The sequence below is a fragment of the Veillonella parvula genome (assembly GCF_048309325.1).
Taxonomy (GTDB): Bacteria; Bacillota; Negativicutes; order Veillonellales; family Veillonellaceae; genus Veillonella; species Veillonella parvula_T.
On sequence record NZ_DBFBTX010000005.1, the window covers coordinates 149,283 to 167,970 of the forward strand.

The 18,688-nt window shown below is 38.5% G+C and carries 20 protein-coding genes; 19 read left to right on the forward strand and 1 reads right to left on the reverse strand.

Going from position 1 to position 18,688, the window contains the following annotated elements; translation table 11 throughout:
- Positions 1 to 5: 5 nt before the first annotated feature.
- The 8 genes from mmdB to pyrR all read left to right on the forward strand — a co-directional run bounded on the left by mmdB (position 6) and on the right by pyrR (position 6,253).
- On the forward strand, positions 6 to 1,127 hold the full coding sequence (gene mmdB, locus ACMKPP_RS05305) for a methylmalonyl-CoA decarboxylase subunit beta (protein ID WP_195213104.1): 1,122 nt from the start codon (positions 6 to 8) through the stop codon (positions 1,125 to 1,127).
- Between the two features lie 194 nt (positions 1,128 to 1,321).
- Positions 1,322 to 1,579 carry a hypothetical protein gene (locus tag ACMKPP_RS05310; protein ID WP_004696478.1) on the forward strand — a complete coding sequence of 86 codons (258 nt, stop codon included), beginning with the start codon at positions 1,322 to 1,324 and terminating at the stop codon, positions 1,577 to 1,579.
- A 38-nt stretch (positions 1,580 to 1,617) separates the two neighbouring features.
- Positions 1,618 to 2,919 carry an SLC13 family permease gene (locus ACMKPP_RS05315; RefSeq protein WP_195213105.1) on the forward strand — a complete coding sequence of 434 codons (1,302 nt, stop codon included), beginning with the start codon at positions 1,618 to 1,620 and terminating at the stop codon, positions 2,917 to 2,919.
- A gap of 240 nt (positions 2,920 to 3,159) precedes the next feature.
- A complete protein-coding gene (locus ACMKPP_RS05320; RefSeq protein WP_004696474.1) occupies positions 3,160 to 3,423 on the forward strand; it encodes a SemiSWEET family transporter in 264 nt (87 codons plus the stop codon).
- A gap of 491 nt (positions 3,424 to 3,914) precedes the next feature.
- Positions 3,915 to 4,079, forward strand: a complete 165-nt coding sequence (locus ACMKPP_RS05325) for a DUF362 domain-containing protein (RefSeq protein ID WP_004696472.1) — start codon at positions 3,915 to 3,917, stop codon at positions 4,077 to 4,079.
- A 105-nt stretch (positions 4,080 to 4,184) separates the two neighbouring features.
- Positions 4,185 to 4,628, forward strand: coding sequence for a signal peptidase II (gene lspA / locus ACMKPP_RS05330; protein ID WP_287507655.1), 444 nt, complete (start codon positions 4,185 to 4,187; stop codon positions 4,626 to 4,628).
- An 86-nt stretch (positions 4,629 to 4,714) separates the two neighbouring features.
- Positions 4,715 to 5,638 (forward strand): RluA family pseudouridine synthase, encoded by a 924-nt coding sequence (locus ACMKPP_RS05335; protein ID WP_038125489.1) that lies wholly within the window; start codon positions 4,715 to 4,717, stop codon positions 5,636 to 5,638.
- 93 nt (positions 5,639 to 5,731) lie between these two features.
- Positions 5,732 to 6,253, forward strand: coding sequence for a bifunctional pyr operon transcriptional regulator/uracil phosphoribosyltransferase PyrR (pyrR, locus tag ACMKPP_RS05340; RefSeq protein WP_004696466.1), 522 nt, complete (start codon positions 5,732 to 5,734; stop codon positions 6,251 to 6,253).
- 122 nt (positions 6,254 to 6,375) lie between these two features.
- Here the strand turns inward: pyrR and ACMKPP_RS05345 are convergent, their stop codons facing one another.
- Positions 6,376 to 7,713 carry a tRNA(Met) cytidine acetate ligase gene (locus tag ACMKPP_RS05345; RefSeq protein WP_418369387.1) on the reverse strand — a complete coding sequence of 446 codons (1,338 nt, stop codon included), beginning with the start codon at positions 7,711 to 7,713 and terminating at the stop codon, positions 6,376 to 6,378.
- 186 nt (positions 7,714 to 7,899) lie between these two features.
- Here ACMKPP_RS05345 and ACMKPP_RS05350 point away from each other — a divergent pair, with 186 nt between their 5' ends.
- The 11 genes from ACMKPP_RS05350 (at position 7,900) to rodA (ending at position 18,640) form a co-directional block, all read left to right on the forward strand.
- Complete coding sequence (locus ACMKPP_RS05350; RefSeq protein ID WP_156697637.1) at positions 7,900 to 8,463, forward strand: hypothetical protein; 564 nt, start codon at positions 7,900 to 7,902, stop codon at positions 8,461 to 8,463.
- 3 nt (positions 8,464 to 8,466) lie between these two features.
- Positions 8,467 to 9,672, forward strand: coding sequence for an acetate/propionate family kinase (locus ACMKPP_RS05355; RefSeq protein ID WP_004698711.1), 1,206 nt, complete (start codon positions 8,467 to 8,469; stop codon positions 9,670 to 9,672).
- 152 nt (positions 9,673 to 9,824) lie between these two features.
- Positions 9,825 to 10,445, forward strand: coding sequence for a hypothetical protein (locus tag ACMKPP_RS05360; protein WP_195213107.1), 621 nt, complete (start codon positions 9,825 to 9,827; stop codon positions 10,443 to 10,445).
- Between the two features lie 86 nt (positions 10,446 to 10,531).
- Positions 10,532 to 11,098 (forward strand): Maf family protein, encoded by a 567-nt coding sequence (locus ACMKPP_RS05365; protein ID WP_004698546.1) that lies wholly within the window; start codon positions 10,532 to 10,534, stop codon positions 11,096 to 11,098.
- Between the two features lie 137 nt (positions 11,099 to 11,235).
- A complete protein-coding gene (radC, locus tag ACMKPP_RS05370; RefSeq protein WP_008714282.1) occupies positions 11,236 to 11,934 on the forward strand; it encodes a RadC family protein in 699 nt (232 codons plus the stop codon).
- A gap of 279 nt (positions 11,935 to 12,213) precedes the next feature.
- Complete coding sequence (gene mreB, locus ACMKPP_RS05375; protein WP_302010416.1) at positions 12,214 to 13,251, forward strand: rod shape-determining protein; 1,038 nt, start codon at positions 12,214 to 12,216, stop codon at positions 13,249 to 13,251.
- A gap of 1 nt (position 13,252) precedes the next feature.
- Positions 13,253 to 14,170 carry a rod shape-determining protein MreC gene (gene mreC, locus ACMKPP_RS05380; RefSeq protein WP_004698531.1) on the forward strand — a complete coding sequence of 306 codons (918 nt, stop codon included), beginning with the start codon at positions 13,253 to 13,255 and terminating at the stop codon, positions 14,168 to 14,170.
- Positions 14,170 to 14,661, forward strand: a complete 492-nt coding sequence (gene mreD / locus ACMKPP_RS05385) for a rod shape-determining protein MreD (protein ID WP_229039591.1) — start codon at positions 14,170 to 14,172, stop codon at positions 14,659 to 14,661. The genes mreC and mreD overlap by 1 nt, the downstream gene beginning before the upstream one ends.
- Positions 14,662 to 14,680: 19 nt before the next feature.
- Positions 14,681 to 16,603: a penicillin-binding protein 2 gene (gene mrdA / locus ACMKPP_RS05390; RefSeq protein ID WP_060919197.1), complete on the forward strand. Its 1,923-nt coding sequence runs from the start codon at positions 14,681 to 14,683 to the stop codon at positions 16,601 to 16,603.
- A gap of 1 nt (position 16,604) precedes the next feature.
- Positions 16,605 to 17,528, forward strand: coding sequence for a P-loop NTPase (locus ACMKPP_RS05395; RefSeq protein WP_278457617.1), 924 nt, complete (start codon positions 16,605 to 16,607; stop codon positions 17,526 to 17,528).
- A gap of 8 nt (positions 17,529 to 17,536) precedes the next feature.
- On the forward strand, positions 17,537 to 18,640 hold the full coding sequence (gene rodA, locus ACMKPP_RS05400) for a rod shape-determining protein RodA (RefSeq protein ID WP_083791376.1): 1,104 nt from the start codon (positions 17,537 to 17,539) through the stop codon (positions 18,638 to 18,640).
- The last annotated feature ends 48 nt before the right edge of the window (positions 18,641 to 18,688 follow it).

Sequence of the window (18,688 nt, forward strand, 5' to 3'; positions counted from 1 at the left end):
CGCATATGGAGGCTTTTGCTGTTGCGATACAATCCGTTCTTAACGATAGCGGGTTCCTCGCATTTGAACCAGGTAATGCTATTATGATTCTTGTAGGTTTGATCCTATTATACTTAGCATTTGCCAAAGAGTTTGAACCATTATTGTTGGGTCCGATTGCGTTTGGTTGTTTACTTGCTAATATTCCTCGTAACGGTTTTGAAGAAGGCGTTATGGCTCTTATTAGTGCAGGTATTTCCCAAGAAATCTTCCCACCTTTAATTTTCCTTGGTGTAGGTGCGATGACTGACTTCGGTCCACTCATTGCCAATCCTAAAACATTGCTTTTAGGTGCTGCTGCTCAGATCGGCGTATTCGTTGCACTTGGTGGTGCAATGACTTTGGGCTTTACAGTTCAAGAAGCGGCTGCTATTGGTATCATCGGTGGTGCTGATGGTCCTACATCTATCTACTTAGCTGCTAAGCTAGCTCCTCATCTATTAGGTGCTATCGCGGTTGCCGCATATTCCTATATGTCCTTGGTACCGTTGATTCAACCACCTGTAATGAAATTATTTACTACTCAAAAAGAACGTGAAATCGTAATGGAGCAATTGCGCGAAGTTACACGTTTTGAAAAAATCGTGTTCCCAATCGTTGCAACGATCTTCATTTCCTTATTGCTTCCTTCCATTACATCCTTGTTAGGTATGTTGATGTTAGGTAACTTATTCCGTGAATCTGGCGTAACTGATCGTTTGTCCGATACTTCTCAAAATGCGTTGATCAATACTGTTACTATTTTCTTAGCAACTGGTACTGGTTTGACAATGAGTGCGGAACACTTCTTAAGCTATCAAACAATCCTAATTATTGGTTTAGGTTTGGTTGCGTTTATCGGTGGTACTGCTGGTGGCGTATTATTCGGTAAATTGATGAGCTTATTTGATGGTGGTAAAACAAACCCACTTATTGGTTCTGCTGGTGTATCCGCGGTTCCAATGGCAGCTCGCGTATCTCAAGTAGTAGGTGCGAAAGCTAACCCAGCTAACTTCTTGCTCATGCATGCTATGGGTCCTAACGTAGCTGGCGTTATTGGTACAGCAGTAGCAGCAGGTACAATGCTTGCTATGTTGTCCAGTCACTAATAATTAAATAATTATTCACCCAGGTGTACCTAAATAGGTACACCTATTGGTGAATCAAAAAGCCCTTGGTAATTATGTAATCATACATAAAAAGGGAATATTTGCAATAAATGCTTTTCAGATCGGTCATTAGGTGATTAGCAAGATTTCACAGAATAACCTTCTAGTGCTTTTAATATAGTAGAGGTGGTCACTTGTTATCAATTGAATTAAAAATACTGATTTGTTTTGTTTGGGCATTTATTGTTTTTTTTATTACTGCACTGATTATCGGTGCTGAAGGCAAAGCTAAATGGTTTCAGCAGAGAACTAAATATTCTTGGTTTAACCGCCGTGGTTTTCTTGGTGAAACTTTATTATTTGGGTATCCTAAAACAAGAGAGGGATATGGGATTACTTTTATAATGGCTTCTGCCATTGGTATCGTAGGTTATATTTTATATCTTTTATAATTATGTCAGTGCATTTCTCTGAAGGGAGATGATGATGTATGGGTACTGCAGAACAAACCTTAATCGTCCTTGCAGTCATGGCTGTTTTATTCGTTACGGAAATTATTCCTCTAGCTATTACTTCTTTAGGCGGCGCAATTACATTAGGCCTTATGGGTATTATTACTCCTAAGGTTGTATTCTCTGGTTTATCTGATAGTACAGTTGTGTTGTTTGCTGGCATGTTCGTTGTTGGCGCTGCATTATTCTACACTGGTTTGGCTCAAAAAATTGGGGAAACCGTAGTATCTCATGCAGGGACTAGCGAAAATGGATTAATGCTTGCGATTATGCTTGTAACAGCTATCATGTCCGCATTCTTATCTAATACTGGTACAACAGCTGCTTTACTTCCTGTAGTTGTTGGTATCTGTGCTGTTGCTAAGATTCCTGCATCTCGCCAGTTGATGCCGTTAGCATTCGCTGCAGGCATTGGTGGTATCATTACAATGGTTGGTACACCACCTAATATCATTGTAAGTGGTACATTATCTAAATTTGGTATTGAACCATTTGGTTTCTTCGAGTTTGCTTGGATTGGCATTCCTTTGACTATCGCTACTATCGTATTTATGATGCTCATTGGTAAACATTTATTACCTAAACATGAAATTACTGATGCCGGTGATGTAGAACAAGAAGTAGCTGCTGAAGATATTTCTAACGATCCTAAGAAACAATTGTTCTCCGGACTTATTCTTTTAGGTGTAATCCTTGCCATGATTTTAGGCGAACCATTGAAAGAACACTTTGGTATTAACTTGCCATTGAGCATGGTTGCAGTTATCGGCGCAATGCTTTGCGTATTAACTGGTTGCTTGAACGAAAAACAAGCTTATACATCCATTGACTGGGTAACAATCTTCTTATTCGCTGGTATGATGCCAGTAGCAACTGCACTTGATCAATCTGGTGCTGGTAAAATGATTGCCGATGCAGTAATCGGCGTTATGGGCGCTGATCCTAGCCCTTACTTTGCTACAGCCGTATTGTTTATTTTATCTTGTGTTATGACACAATTTATGTCTAATACTGCATCTTGTGCATTATTGGCTCCTATTGGTATCTCCATTGCTCAAGGTATGGGCGCTGACCCTCATGCTGTATTGATGGCTATCGGCGTTGCTGCATCTTGTGCATTCGGTACACCTGTAGGTACTCCTCCAAATACATTAGTACTTGGTCCTGGTCAATACAAATTTACTGACTATGTAAAAGCTGGTGTTCCATTGATTTTAGTTTGCTTCGTAGTAAGCTTAATTATTATTCCAATGGTATGGCCATTCTTCCCTGGTAAATAATAGGGAATAGGTTACTCTACTATACAAGCACACACGAGGTCGAATCGTAAGATTCGGCCTCGTTTTTTATGATTTTAGTCTATATGATTTTAATATAGATTACATATAAGTGTAATCAAAAGCAATATGAATTAAACTAATTTGCATGATTAATTTTACACAATTGACTACATCGAAAAAAATATGATATAGTATATTGTGTAAGATATAATAATGTAATGTTGAATAAGGAGGTCATCTATGACAAAAGAAAGATTTAACATGTTAGTTGGTTCTATTGGTGCATTTATTGGTGTATTTGTATTTTTAGCCTATATCCCACAAATAATTGCTAATCTTCATGGTCAACCTAGTCAACCATGGCAACCATTATTTGCAGCAGTATCCTGTTTGATCTGGGTATTATATGGTTGGACAAAATCACCTAAACGTGATTATATTTTAATCGTACCAAACCTTGCAGGCGTTATTTTAGGTACACTAACATTCTTAACATCTTTCTAAGTGCTATAAGAAAAAAATAGTATTATTGTTATATAGTGAATAATAGTAAAGATATTACTTTACTTTATAAATATAAATGAGGTCGAATCGTATGATTCGGCCTTTTTTAGAGTGAAGTTTATATGTTAGATTAAAATATAGATAAGCGTTAAATCTGTTGTAATAAAAAAATAGTTTTTATGATAATAAATATTGATAATTGAATTCCTAGTATAATAGTACGTATTTTAATTGAAATGATAATTAGTGCATTCTCAATTATTGATTATTAAACTCAATTACATAAATGAAAAGAAATATCAAAATGCATATGAATATAGGCTTTTTATGATAAAAAGGAACAATTATTATGCAAAATATTCTATAATTTTTTATCATTTTCATTTGACTTTCAATTTGAACTGTGTGATAATGAGAACATAAGTTGAGGCAAGTGCCTTTCTAAATGATAATAAAAAGTTCTGATCTATATTTTGATGGAGGTCCTAATTATGAGAGTTATTGCTGATGGTTGCATTAAATGTGGTTCTTGCGCATCTGTTTGCCCAGTTTCCTGCATTACTGAAGGCGAAACTAAATACGAAATTGGCGATGCTTGCATCGATTGCGGTTCTTGCGAATCCGTTTGCCCAGTTTCTGTAATTTCCGCTGAGTAATCACAAATAAAACACGCCCCTCATTGAGGGGCTTTTTATTTTGCCTAAATTTGCGTAACTTAGTATAATAGGACTATTAAGAATTATATTATAGTAAGGGAGTTAATCTTGTTTTATACAGTACTTATCATTTGGTTATTATTGGACCAATTAACTAAATATTATGTAATGAATCATTTTTTGTTAGGTGAATCTTTACCTGTTATTCCTAATGTATTTCATCTTACCTATATTATTAATCGCGGTGCAGCCTTTGGCATGTTAGCGAATCAACGATGGTTTTTCTTACTAGTGGCTTTTGTTCTATTAGCTGTTTGTGCTTTTTATTGGAAGCGATTAGCTAAGGGCCATTGGACTTTGCAAATCGGATCCGCCTTATTAGTCGCAGGTGCAATTGGTAATGGCATTGACCGATACATGATTCATGGGGTAGTGGACTTTTTTGATTTTCGTGTATGGCCTATTTTTAATGTGGCAGATATTGGTATTTGCATAGGTGTAGCTTTTGTTGTATTTTATTTGTTTTCATTGAAAGAGGACCATGAATAGCTTTCATTATTAGGGTCCTTTATAGATCATTGACTTGATTCGTCAATAAATATATATCTTATACTTGACTCAAAGAGGAATAGAGGATGAATGAATATATTGTAAGTGCTGAGCAAGAAGGCATGAGACTAGATGTATTTTTAACTGAACAGATGGAAGGATCTCGTAGCTATATTCAAAGTTTAATTAAAGGTGGTCATGTTACAGTAGGTGATAAAGTAGGAAAGGCTAATCTTCGGCTTACACCTGATACTGTCATTCATGTAGAAATCCCAGAGCCCGAATCGATTGAGGTTAAACCTGAGGATATCCCTATAGATTATTTATACGAAGATCACGATATTGTTATTGTTAATAAACCTCGTGGCATGGTGGTACATCCTGCAGTAGGGAATTATTCTGGAACCCTTGTAAATGCTCTATTATTCCATTGTAAGGACCTATCAGGTATTAATGGTGAAATTAGGCCAGGTATTGTGCATCGCTTAGATAAAGATACGTCTGGTGTTATGATGGTGGCAAAAAATGATGCAGCACACATTGGTCTAGCAGAGCAAGTAAAAGTACATTCTGCAAGACGTACGTACTGGGCGCTAGTACAAGGCAATATTGTAGAAGAAAAGGGGACTATAAAGGCGCCTATTGGACGCCATCCTAAGGACCGTATGAAAATGGCTGTTGTCTTTGAAAACAGTAAAGATGCAGTAACACATTTTAAAGTATTGGAGCGTTATGGTCATCAAACATTGGTTGAATGTAATTTGGAGACTGGCAGAACCCATCAAATTCGTGTTCACTTTGCTCATATTGGACATCCTGTTGTTAATGACCCATTTTATGGATATAGACGTATGGATTTTCCTATAGAAGGGCAAGCATTACATTCTAAATCGTTAGATGTTAAACACCCTATTACAGGTGAAGAAATGCACTTTGAAGCACCGGTACCAGCTGACTTTGAGGCGTGCTTAGAATTTGCTAAGACCTACCGTGAAGATAAACGAAAATAGTCTAAATGTTTACATTGATTGTCTAAGTACTTATTTTTACTACTTATTTGGATATAGGGGCATAGAACAATCCTATGCTGTAAGGGCGTATATATGGAAAAGAAACGCTTACTAATGGATCAAGACGCTATAATGCGTGCGATTCGTCGTATTAGTCATGAAATTTTAGAACGCAATAAAGGTTTATCTAATGCGTTAATTGTAGGTATTGAACGGCGTGGTGTCATTTTGGCAAAACGTTTACAAGCGGAAATTGAGCGTATAGAAGGTATTCATATTGATTGTGAGTCTTTGAATGTTGCAGTGTATCGTGATGATCGTGATGCTCGTCCTAAAGAGGGGGAACCGTGTACGATTGATACAACGGAAAAGACAATTATCCTTGTAGATGATGTTTTGTATACGGGCCGTACTATTCGTGCTGCTTTAAATGCATTAATGACGGCTGGCAGACCAAGATCTATTCAATTGGCCGTCCTCGTCGATCGTGGTCATCGTGAATTGCCTATACGAGCGGACTATGTAGGTAAAAATATTCCTACATCACATCTTGAAAGTGTACGCGTTGCCGTCGCTGATCTGGATGGTGAAGAAGGGGTTACAATACAGGAATAATCTGTATTGTAACCCCTTATTTTTTGAGTATTATCATATAATAAGATGATTATCTTAATAAAATTAAATTATTTGACTCTTATATTTATGTGCAGAATGTTTCTACCAGATTGTAGTTCTGCTTATTTTATGTATTGTGGCGTATAGGTGTAGTCCATATGACCTATTCGTTTAACTTCATTATGTAAGCATAAGGCCTGTATATCTGTAGCTAATGTATCGATTTGATGCATCGTTTGTCCCAACGTATTTAATTCATTAGGTGCTTTGGCCCATTTTTGAATAAGTGGTATTTCAAAATCATTTCGAAGCCATTGACGACCTCTATCGTTGAAGGCCAGTAAACGAGCATATTGTGGCGCTTCCTGTATAGCACTTTGTAGTAAATCTTTTTGTATTCCTAAGGTGAGATAGGCTCCCATTCGTTGTAAACGGGCATAGGTATAGCGCTTTGATTTTATTTGCTTCATAACCAGGTCCCACGTAGGTTGTTGGGCCGCTTTGGACCATAAGTGTTCAATGCCTTCACTGAACTCTCCAAAGCTTTCTAGCTCCTTAGTTGAAGTACGACGACTTAAGGTATGGACCATATCATAGTAGCGGTTATAGTTTACATAAGCACCATTAGAAATTATATTAGTCATATCGTCTGCAATAGTCTTAGGAATGATTGACTGAAGTTGTAACTCTATTTTACTATTTAGTGTATTTAATTTTGTTAATGTAGTTGCAGTTGAATTTGAATTTGAAGTTGTATTTGTATTTGTATTTGTACTTGCACTGGTCGTTGTATCTATATCTGTAGAAGTGTAGATACTATTTTTATTACAATTGTTACTACCTGTAGCCATATTTGTTATAAGTTTACGCAATGCTGTACCAGAAGGAAAATCTTTTGTAATATTCGCGTCGTGATGATCTGATGTGCGTAAGATTGGTATATATTTTAAGGAAGGATAATAGGTAAGTCCTGCCCGAATATATTCAAGTCCTAACAGTGCATTAGGGGTGTTGAGCATCTCTGTATTAAGGGCTTTACGGAAGGCAGAGCCATAGGACATACCTTCGTTAATATAGGTCCGTAATACTGTTTGAGTACTTTCACAATCCATACGTTTAGTTATATCAACGAGTGTATCTAGATCAGCCGTTTCAGAACCAAAGGAGAGTGCATCGATATGTAAAGCTTTTACCATGCGAATAGCACCTGTTCCAAACAGTTGTGCACTACCCAAAGAATAGAGTGTAGGTAGCTCGATAACGATGTCTGCACCACCGAGAATAGCCCAACGAGCACGGTCAAATTTAGAAAAAATAGCAGGTTCTCCTCGTTGTACAAAGGAACCACTCATGATACAAATGCGCAGCGCTTCAGGATGCTCTTGTGCTAAGGTATGTAATTGATGCGCATGTCCATTGTGAAATGGATTATATTCACAGATGATACCGATTGTTTTCATAGTGACTCCTTTCATTATTGTTAGTGTAACAAAGCGAAGAAATGCTGTAAATAACATTTCATGATATCCATATAAAAGGTCTGGTTATAGAAATGATGTTATGTGCAAATATTAAGTTTAGTATAGATTTTCTTGACACTATAGGCTATAATTAACTGTAAATGCTGAATTGATGTGAGGTATATGATGAAACAAAATTGGAAACGTACATTACAAGGGGCTCTGCTCGGTGCTGTGCTGCTAGCAATGGCGGGATGTGGCTCTACAAATGTAATGGATACATATAGTTTTGGCCATCAAGTTATCCGTGCTGGTCAATCTGAAATTACCATTGCTTTGCCTTATGAAATGGGTAAAAGTACAAAAAATATGTCTGATAAGGGGTATCCAATCGATATTTATGGATCTGTTACAGAACATATGGTAATTGAGGTTGAGGCTTTACGGCCTGGTGAAAATAAACCGTTACCTACGGTAGATGAGTATATTAATCACAGTAAGTCTGAATTTGCTAAAGTAGGCGCGACCATCAAAGAAGAGTCCGTAGCATTAGAAGGTGCATCTGCTAAAAAGCTTGATGTTACTGTTACATCGCAAGGACAAATATTTAGAATTTCTCAATACGTATTCTTAGATCATGGCGTATTGTGGAATATAATCTACCAATATCCTGAAAAGGATCAGGTAGGTGCTGATATCAGCAAAGAAATTCAAAACAAGATTCAAGTTACACAACAGAAAGAGGGTTAATCGATGAACGTATTAGTAGTTAACTGCGGTAGTTCTTCTTTGAAATATCAATTACTTGATATGACAACTGAAACAGAATTGGCAAAAGGTCTTTTTGAAAAGATTGGTGATCAAGATGCTATCTTCACTCACAAACGTCCTAATGCAGATAAATTAGAACGCATTGAACCAATTTTGAACCATAAAGAAGCGCTTCGCATTTTGCTAGATATTTTAGTTGATGCTGAATTTGGTGTTATTTCTTCCATGGATGAAATCGATGCTGTAGGTCACCGTGTAGTACACGGCGGTGAAAAATTTGCTGATTCCGTATTGATTACTCCAGCAGTTATGGAAGCATTGGAAGAATGTGCTTCTCTTGCACCATTGCATAACCCACCAAACATTCAAGGTATTGAAGCTTGTGAAGCTATTATGCCAAATGTACCTCAAGTTGCTGTATTTGATACTGCATTCCATCAAACTATGCCAAAAGAAGCATATATGTATGCGCTTCCTTACTCTTATTATGAAGATTATGGTATTCGTCGTTACGGCTTCCATGGTACATCCCATAAATATGTAGCGCAACGTTGTGCAGAATTAATGGGTAAACATATGACTGATCTTCGTATTATCACATGCCACTTGGGTAATGGTTCCTCTGTGGCTGCTATTAAAGGTGGTCGCTCCATCGATACTACAATGGGCTTCACTCCATTGTCCGGCTTGATTATGGGTACTCGTACAGGTGATATTGACCCTGCTATCGTTCCATTCTTGATGGAAAAAACAGGTATGACCTATGAAGAAATTGATAGAGTTATGAATAAAGAATCCGGTGTTTTAGGGATTTCTGGTGTATCCAATGACTTCCGTGTGATTGAAGAAGCTGCTGCTAATGGCAATAAACGCGCACAATTGGCATTGAATATGTTCCATTACAAAGTTCGCCGTGTAATAGGTGCCTTTGCTGCTGTTATGGGCGGTGTAGATGCTATCATCTTTACTGCTGGTATTGGTGAAAACGGTATTGGTAACCGTGATGCAATCTGTAACGGTTTGGAATATTTAGGTACTCGTATTGATTCTGAACGCAATAATGTTCGTGGTAAAGAACAAGAAATTAGTGTTGAAGGCTCTAAGGTTAAAATCTTCGTAATTCCTACAAACGAAGAAATCATGATTGCTCGTGATACTCAACGTATTACAGCAGCGTTGAAAAAATAATATAGTTCGCATCTGAACTGAGTGACTAATAGAGTCATAAAACCCCGTCTATATCTTGGATATAGACGGGGTTTTTGTAGTTTTTATGCATAGAATATCTTATAATAGGATGTATAGTTATTAATTAGTGATTTCTTTAAAAGGGGTAAAGCATGACAGTATTATATGAAGAAAAATCTCAGCGCACCAGAAGTGCAGAGTTATTGGTAGTATTTTTTGTGATTTTATTGTTGTGTGCAGCAGCTTATACAACGTATCGCAGTATTCAATTACATACGGTTTTATTAGCTGAGTATTTTATTGAAATCATGGCCATCATTGTTATGGTTAAACAGGCTGTTAGTAGATATACATATATTTTGACAGATACAAAGCTTGTGATTGAAGAGAACTCTATCTTTAGAAATCGTCATTTTGAAGTAGATTATAACATGATTGATGGGGTGTTCAAGTTTGAACGTGAGTTGTTGACAAATATTAAATACCGCTATAAATATAGAAAATGTTCTACCTCTGACCCGCGCCCGATTTGGTCTCTTGTGTATTCTATTGTAGATGGAAATAAAGTTAAAAATGGTCGTTTGCTGTTGAAAGCCGACGATAGATTCTTTGAAATATTAGAAGAGCATGTGCCTGACCGTATTCGTGTGCCTCAAGCGGATATTGTATTTTATGCAGCGGTGCGAGCTGATGCGGTAAAACATGGGGAAGATGTACAAGAATATTATGAAAGATTAATTTCTTCAAAAGAAGATAAAGGAACAACTATGTAAGGGATGGTAAGTTCTGGGGGATAGGCAGGATAGTTTAGTTATACCAAGAATTTTATGTACAAGTTTTTTAATACGAAGGAGCGTATATGGCTGGATTATATTTGGCGAGTCAATCACCACGTAGAACTGAATTATTAACACAGGTTGGGATTGATCATACTGTTGTATCCAGTACTTATGAGGAATCTAATGAGGGTTACGACAACCCTATTGAAATGGTGAAAGCCCAAGCATTAGGTAAGGCTCGTTGTGCTGTAGGTGTTCCAGACGGAAGTATTGTGTTAGGCGCAGATACTATTGTTGTCCTTGATAATAAAGTATTAGGAAAGCCACATGATGAATCCGATGCACGCCATATGTTGGAGCATTTATCGGGTAGAGCACATTCTGTAATCACTGGAGTCGCGTTACTCATCAAAGGGGAGGAGATAGTTTTTCACAATGAAACAAAAGTATATTTTAAACAATTAGCACCCTTTGAAATTGAGTCTTATATTGCTAGTGGGGAACCGATGGATAAGGCTGGAGCTTATGGCATCCAAGGAAAAGGTGCATTATGGGTAGATAAAATAGAGGGCTCTTATACTAATGTGGTAGGGTTACCAGTTGAACATGTATACGAGGAACTGTGCAAGGCGTTAGGGGCAAAATAGTACTAGCGTATTAGACAGATAGTGATATAATTGGCTGTGCTGTGCTGTGCTGTGCTGTGCTGAATAATTTTTAAGAGAGTAGATGTGTTTATTGTTTGATTTACAAATGGTGTTATCTATTTGAATGGAGAGATTCTATGGAAGTACCAACAGTAAGTGTAAAAGATATGCTACCATTCCAGCGCCCGCGAGAAAAATTTCTCGCCTTAGGCCCTTCACATATGGCAATGGAGGAGTTGTTGGCTATTTTATTGCGTACAGGGGTAAAGGGGCAATCTGCGATTTCTTTGGCAAGTGATATCGTACAATCCTTTGATGATGGCGTATATGGTCTTAACCGAATGACCGTAGATAATTTAATCAAAATCAAGGGTATTGGTAGAGATAAAGCAGTGACGCTATGCGCAGCACTTGAAATGGGTAGGCGTCTAGGGGAGCTTAAGATTAAAGAGACTTATGAAGATTTTTCGCAACCTTTTGTAATAGCTCAATATGTGATGGAACGACTGCGGCACGAAGATGTGGAACATGTGTGGGCTGCCATGCTAACATCTCGAAATAAGCTTATTCAGTTGGAACATATCTCTAATGGTGGATTGGTATCAAGCCTTGTAGAGCAAAGAGCAGTATTTAAAAAAGCTATAGCATGCAATGCGGCGGCTATTATTCTAATCCATAACCACCCGTCAGGTGATAGTAGACCAAGTGATGAAGATATACGGCTAACGAAAATGTTTGTTAGTGCTGGTCAATTTATGGGGATTCCTGTACTTGATCATATTGTTATAGGGGATAATGAATTTACGAGCCTCAGCGAAATTGGTAAATTGAGCTGAGCCTAAATAAACTGAACAAAGCCAAGTAAGATTATTAAAAGCACTCATTTTGAACTATACCTAATTTTGACGCATGGGTAAGTTCCTATAAATGAGTGCTTTTCCTTATTGTGTATGAGATTATATGTATGAAGTTATGTAATTTTTATGTATGACTTATGAGTACAGGGATTATGCGTTATCTGTGCTTTTAACAAAAGAAAAGGTACTGATATCAATGGAAAAAGTCGCGTTATATATGGTAAAATGGAATGATGATGTAATGAAGGAGAAATTACTATGAGTTCCATTTTACCTACTCTAGGAAAAGATGTAAGTATAGATATTGGTTCCATACAAACGCGCCTCATGGGGGGGACGCGAGGGACTGTTATAAGCGAACCATCGATTATAGCAACTGATACAAAACAAGAAAAAGTAGTAGCCGTTGGTGATGAAGCGGCGCGCCTCGTATTGCGCATGCCCGATATGTGGCGTCCGTTAACGCCTTTAAAGGATGGATTTATCGTTGACTATCGCGTTATGCATACTATGCTTAGCTACTTTCTTAATAAGGTGTCTAATGCGTTGCGTCGAGCCCGCGTTGTCGTAGGGGTTCCTTGTGGCATGACCGATGTTGAGCAACGAGCTATGATGGATGCTGTTATTCAAGCTGGTGCTCGAGAGGTATTCCTCATTGAACGACCTGTGGCGGCTGCTATTGGTTGTGGTGTGCCTATCTTTGAAGCGCAAGGATCTATGGTCATTGACATCGGTGGTGGCACTATTGATATGGGGATTGTTTCTTTAGGTGGTATCGTAGATAGCAAAACAATTCGTTTTGGTGGTTCTGATATTAATAATGCCTTATTGCGCTATATTCGTGAGTGTTTTGGCGTTATCGTATCTGATGAGACCATATTAGATATTAAGCATACATTAGGTACAGCTATCGCTCCTTTAGAGGATGCAGAGTATGCCTTTCAGGGGCGCGATATGATGAACGGCTTAGGTAGACGTTGCGTGATTCATCAATCTGAAGTGTACCAAGTTGTAAATGAATGTTTGATAGGACTCTTGGATGAGGTTAAGCAAATGATTCGTGCTACGGCACCAGAAATCGTGGCTGATATTATGCAACATGGCATATGGCTTACTGGCGGTACGGCAAGACTATCTGGATTAGCGGATCGGATTGGTACTGAAGTAGGTGTACCTGTTCACGTTCCTGAAGCACCTGAAACAAAAGTTGTGGTAGGCCTTAATGGGGCCTCATCTGATTTGGTGAGCTTATCGCGTTTTATTGTAAATTCTAAGAATAGAAAGGGCCGAGACTAGCATGATACAGTCAGATAAAAAGTTAATTATCATCGTTGTCATTGGTTGTATCCTAATGGCATTGCTCGGCTTTGCGTGGAAGCAACGGACTAGTATTCCCTTTGTTACGGTTACCCTTGAAGGAATTACAACGCCTTTCTCTTATGGGTCAGCTCGTTTATTAGAGGGCGTCCAAACTAGCTTTACAGTACTTAATAATGCTATTTTCTCTACTATCGAACGTGAAGAGGAAGCATCTCGTAAAGCTACATTGGAACAAAAGGTAGTTAACTACGATGAAGTAGTAGCAGAGAATATTCGCCTTCGTCAGCTTTTAAACTATAAGAGTAGCCATCCAGAATTCTCCATGACCCTAGCAGGTATCATTACAAAGGATTACGGTACTTGGACAAATACTTTCACCATTGATAAAGGGAGTGAAGAAGGTATGGCAGTTAATATGGCTGTTGTTGTACCTAGTGGTGTCGTTGGTTTTATTACAGATGTATATCCGCATTCTGCTCGCGTTCAAACCATTCTTGATCCGCGTAGCGCAATAGGTATCCTTGTACAACGACCTGAATCTCGTTTGTCTGGCGTTGTAAAAGGTAATGGCAATACACCTCGTACACCATCTATGGTAAATATTGCTCGCGATGGTGATGTATTGGTAGGTGATAAGTTGATTACCTCTGGATATGGAGGCATTTATCCGAAAGGTCTACCTGTTGGCAACGTGCAATCTATCGAAAATGATTCGGAAGGATTTGTTAAAAATGCGGTAGTCACACCGAGTGTAGATTTTCATCGTTTAGAAGAAGTTTTTGTGCTTACCTCGTCTTCTCTAAGTGCACCACAAAAACCAGAACTTGAACCTAAACTTGTGCCTCAAACACAACGAGATCAAGTAGAGGGTGCAAAGGGGGCCGTTAAACAATGATGCGTCTAGCTTTAGTTCTCTCTGGATTTTTAATATATTTTATACAAGCGCAATTATTGCCTACTATTTTTCATACAAATTGGTTACCAAACTTAATTTTGACGATAATTGTTATGATTACTTTATTTAAAGGTCGTCGTATGGGGCTGATATCCGCTGTTGTTGGGGGTATCGTACATGATGTATTGATATCTAACTTTTTTGGGCTCCATCTATTCCCTTACGTAATTGTGGTATACCTACTATCTGCCGTAAAGCATCGTATCTATGAAGAACGCTGGTATTGGTCTAGCGGTATAGTAGCTATTTGTACGCTACTAGATGGCGTTATTCGTAGCTTTATGATATTAGCTAGTGGTGGCGATTTGCACTTTGGACTATACTTGTGGCATATGGTATTACCCGTGATGTTCTGGAATGGCTTGTTAGGCGCTATTGTGCATGGTTTGTTATGGCGTAAAGATGATGAACAACAAGGTTATATTTGGTAAGGATTAAGGGGGTGAAAGAGTGCTTGAAGGCCTCTATAAACGAAGAAAAACGAATCGCTTTGATGTACTCTTTTACATTGTAGCCGGCATATTTATAGTCTTGGCATTACGCCTGATGTCGTTGCAAATCTTGTCTGGTGGTTATTACCAAGCTAAGGCAGAAGGCAACCGTTTGCGCATGGTATCCATGACAGCTGCTCGTGGTATTATGTACGATCGAAATGGTCAGATCTTAGTAGGTTCTAGACCGGCATACACTATCTCCATTTTGCCTACGGGGAAGGCTCTAGACGAAGGTGAAGTTGCTAAGTTGGCAACTTTGCTGAAAATTAAACCAGAAGATATTACAAAAAAGGTAAATGATCATAAATATGGTTATGAGCCAATTCGTATTGCTAATGATATTTCTATGGATGTAGTTACAAGCATCGAAGAGCATCGTCATGAATTACCAGGTGTTACCATAGATGTAGAACCACTTCGCTATTATCCATATGAAACGATGGCTTCTCAGCTCTTTGGTTATGTGGGTGAAGTGAGCGAAGAAGAATTAGAAGAGCTAAAACAGCAAGATCCAAATACCCTTATTAGTGGTGGTACTATTTTAGGCCGTTCTGGTCTTGAAAAACTATATGATTCCATCTTGCGTGGTACTGATGGTGGTAAACAGGTAGAGGTTGATGCTACAGGCCGACCGGTTGCGGAGGTAGATAGAAAGCATACAGTGCCTGGATCTAATATCCATTTGACAATAGATGCAAATCTACAAAAGGCTGCTGAAGAAGCTGTTAAGAACCAATTAGAACAGTTGCGTGCCCAAGGCATTCCAGCTCAAGGAGCTGCTGTAGTAGCAATGGATCCAAATACGGGTGCCATTTTGGCCATGGTCAGCGCCCCTGAGTTTAATCCTAACTGGTTTGCGAAAGGGATTACAACGGCACAGTGGAATCAATTGAATAACGATAAGAATCATCCATTTGATAATAAGGTTATTTCTGGTGAATATCCACCAGGTTCTCCGTTCAAGATTATTACAGGTACGGCGGCTTTAGACCTGAAAAAGGTTACCCCTGAAGAAATGATTTTTGATAGTGGTAAACATTGGCTTATCGATAAACGAAATGCAGAAGGTGAAGCATTAGGGTGGCTTAACTTTAATAAAGCTCTTGCAAAATCAGATAATGTTTACTTCTATGAAATGGGCAATCGCGTTGGCATAGAAGGACTTGTAAAATATGCTGGCTACTTTGGTATTGGCGAAAAGACAGGCATCAATCTTGTTGGTGAGGCCTCTGGTAATATGGCAAGTCCTGCTTATAAACGCAAAGTGTATGATGAAGATTGGTATTTAGGTGAAACCTTTGATGCGGCCATAGGTCAGTCTTTTACTTTGGTGACACCATTACAAATGGCTGTTATGCTCAGTGAAGTAGCAAATGGTGGCATTAAATACCGCCCATATGTAGTGAGCCGTATTGATAATAAGGATGGCACGCCAAAAGAAATCTTTGGCCCAGACAAGCTCGGTATCTTACCTGTACCAAAAAATATTATGGATCTTGTTCGCGAAGGCTTGCGTGATGTTACTAATGAAGGTGGTACAGCAGGGGAGTTGTTTAAAGGATTCCCTATTGATGTAGCTGGTAAAACAGGTACTTCAGAGAATGCACATGGCAGAGATCACGGCTGGTTTGTAGCCTATGCACCATATGATAAGCCACAAATTGTAGTGGTTGCACTTGTTGAGCAAGGTAGCTTTGGTGCGGGCTCTGCAGGGCCTATCGTAAGAGATATATTGGCTGCGTACTTCAATGTACCAGTGAATAAGAAATCTAATGATACAAATAGTAAGGGCAATAAGGAAACTGCTACGGGGACAAGTATTAATAAAGGGCAAAAACCTCAGAATGCGGTAACTAGTGGACAACCAAGAAAGGATTAGTATGGGCGAGATAATCGGCGTTGTATCCGGTAAGGGGGGCGTAGGTAAGACTACGATTACCGCTTGCTTGGGTTCAGCCTTAAGCAATGCAGGGCATCGCGTATTGCTCTGTGATGGAGATTTTGGATTGCGCGATTTAGACCTTGTGTTAGGAGTGGCAAATGAAATTATTTACGACGCATTAGATGCGAGCGAAGATAAAGACTATATGGATGATGCCATTGTATCAATTGCTGAAAACTTAGATTTCCTACCAGCTAGCCAAAGTGCTCGTTGGGAAGATATAGGTCGTAAAAAATATAAAAAATTAGTCCGTCGCCTCTCTGAGACATATGACTATATTTTAATTGATGCTCCTGCTGGTATCGGTAAGGGCATAGAGTCTATTTTAGAATTAGTAAATCGTTGCATCGTGGTGACGCATCCTTTATGGGTGTCCTTGCGTAATGGGGCACGCATGATTCAAGTATGTCAAGAACATAATATTCGTGATTATGCTATTGCTTTTAATGCAGTACCTATCGATGGAGAGGATATCCATTTATATGATATGTTAGAAGTCCTTCGTGCTGAATATGTAGGGGCTATAATTCCTTATGATGAGGATATTTTGACCTATACACAAGATGGTCGTTTGTTAGAATTTGTTTCTAGTGAACTAAAAGCTATGTTAGCACCTCTTGTTGATTATGTAACTACCGGTGAGTGTTGGGAAGACTACGATGTACAAAAGCACTTCGATGCTTATGTAACTAAGAAAAAAACATCGAAGGAGCAAGATAGTACACCAAGTCTTGCAACAGTAGGTGAGTCTATTTTTGAGGATTCTAACAATGTTCATTACATTAATCGTGGCGGTTGGACCACGCAACGCTTATTGGTGCAAGGGAAACAAAGCTTGTGGCGCCGTAGCAAGTTGAAATAGGTGATATGATGTGGCGTAAAATATGGACAGATAGCGATTGGACTATCATCATATGTACTATATTACTTGTCGGAATTGGTCTTACAGCTATTGGTAGTGCTACCCATGTGAATCATGAAGCTATCGGTTTTGGTAGTTTAGTGGTAAAACAACTCGTATTCTTTTTAGCAAATATAGCTGTCGTTATAGGCATGCAATTTCTAGATTACCATCGCCTTAAAGGGTGGGGGAATATGATTTATGTGATTACCATGCTTATGTTAATTGCAGTTATGGTAGTTGGTACCTCCGCACTAGGTGCACAGCGTTGGATTCAACTGGGGCCAATTACTATCCAGCCTTCAGAGTTTTCTAAACTATTGATGATTATCTGTATGGCTAAAATGTTAGAACCGCGCATTGGCAAGTTAGATACTTTTAAATCCCTATTGATGCCAGTGTTATATGTAGGGATTCCTATCCTTCTCGTATTTTTACAACCTGACTTGGGGACATCCCTCGTATATATTGCTATATTTGTAGGGATGCTCTTTATATCTGGTATCAAAACTAAGCTTATAAAAATCATTGCGAGCGTGGCTTTACTCTTGATGCCTTTGGGCTGGTTTGTACTGAAAGAATACCAAAAGCAACGTATTCTAGTATTTTTAAATCCAGATATTGATCCCTTCGGTTCTGGCTATCATATTATTCAATCTAAGATTGCCATCGGGTCGGGTATGATTTTTGGTAAAGGTATCTTTAATGGTACTCAAAGTCAGTTGAACTTTTTACCAGAAAATCATACGGACTTTATCTTTTCTGTAATCGGCGAAGAATTTGGCTTTGTAGGATGCATTGTAGTATTGCTATTATTGTTTATGCTTATTTATCGCAGCATTCAAGTAGCATATACCTGCAATGATAATTTCGGTATGTTATTAGCAACGGGTATTGGTACGATGTTTGCCTTTGAAGTGCTCGTAAACGTAGGCATGACGATTGGTATCATGCCTGTAACGGGGATTCCGTTGCCATTCCTTAGCTATGGTGTTAGTGCGCTAACAACTAATATGCTGAGCATTGGCATTTTATTAAATATTGCTAGACAGCGGACAAAATATATATTTTAATATCCTTTCATAGGATTGATTGTGAAAGAAGTCTTTCATTAAAGACGG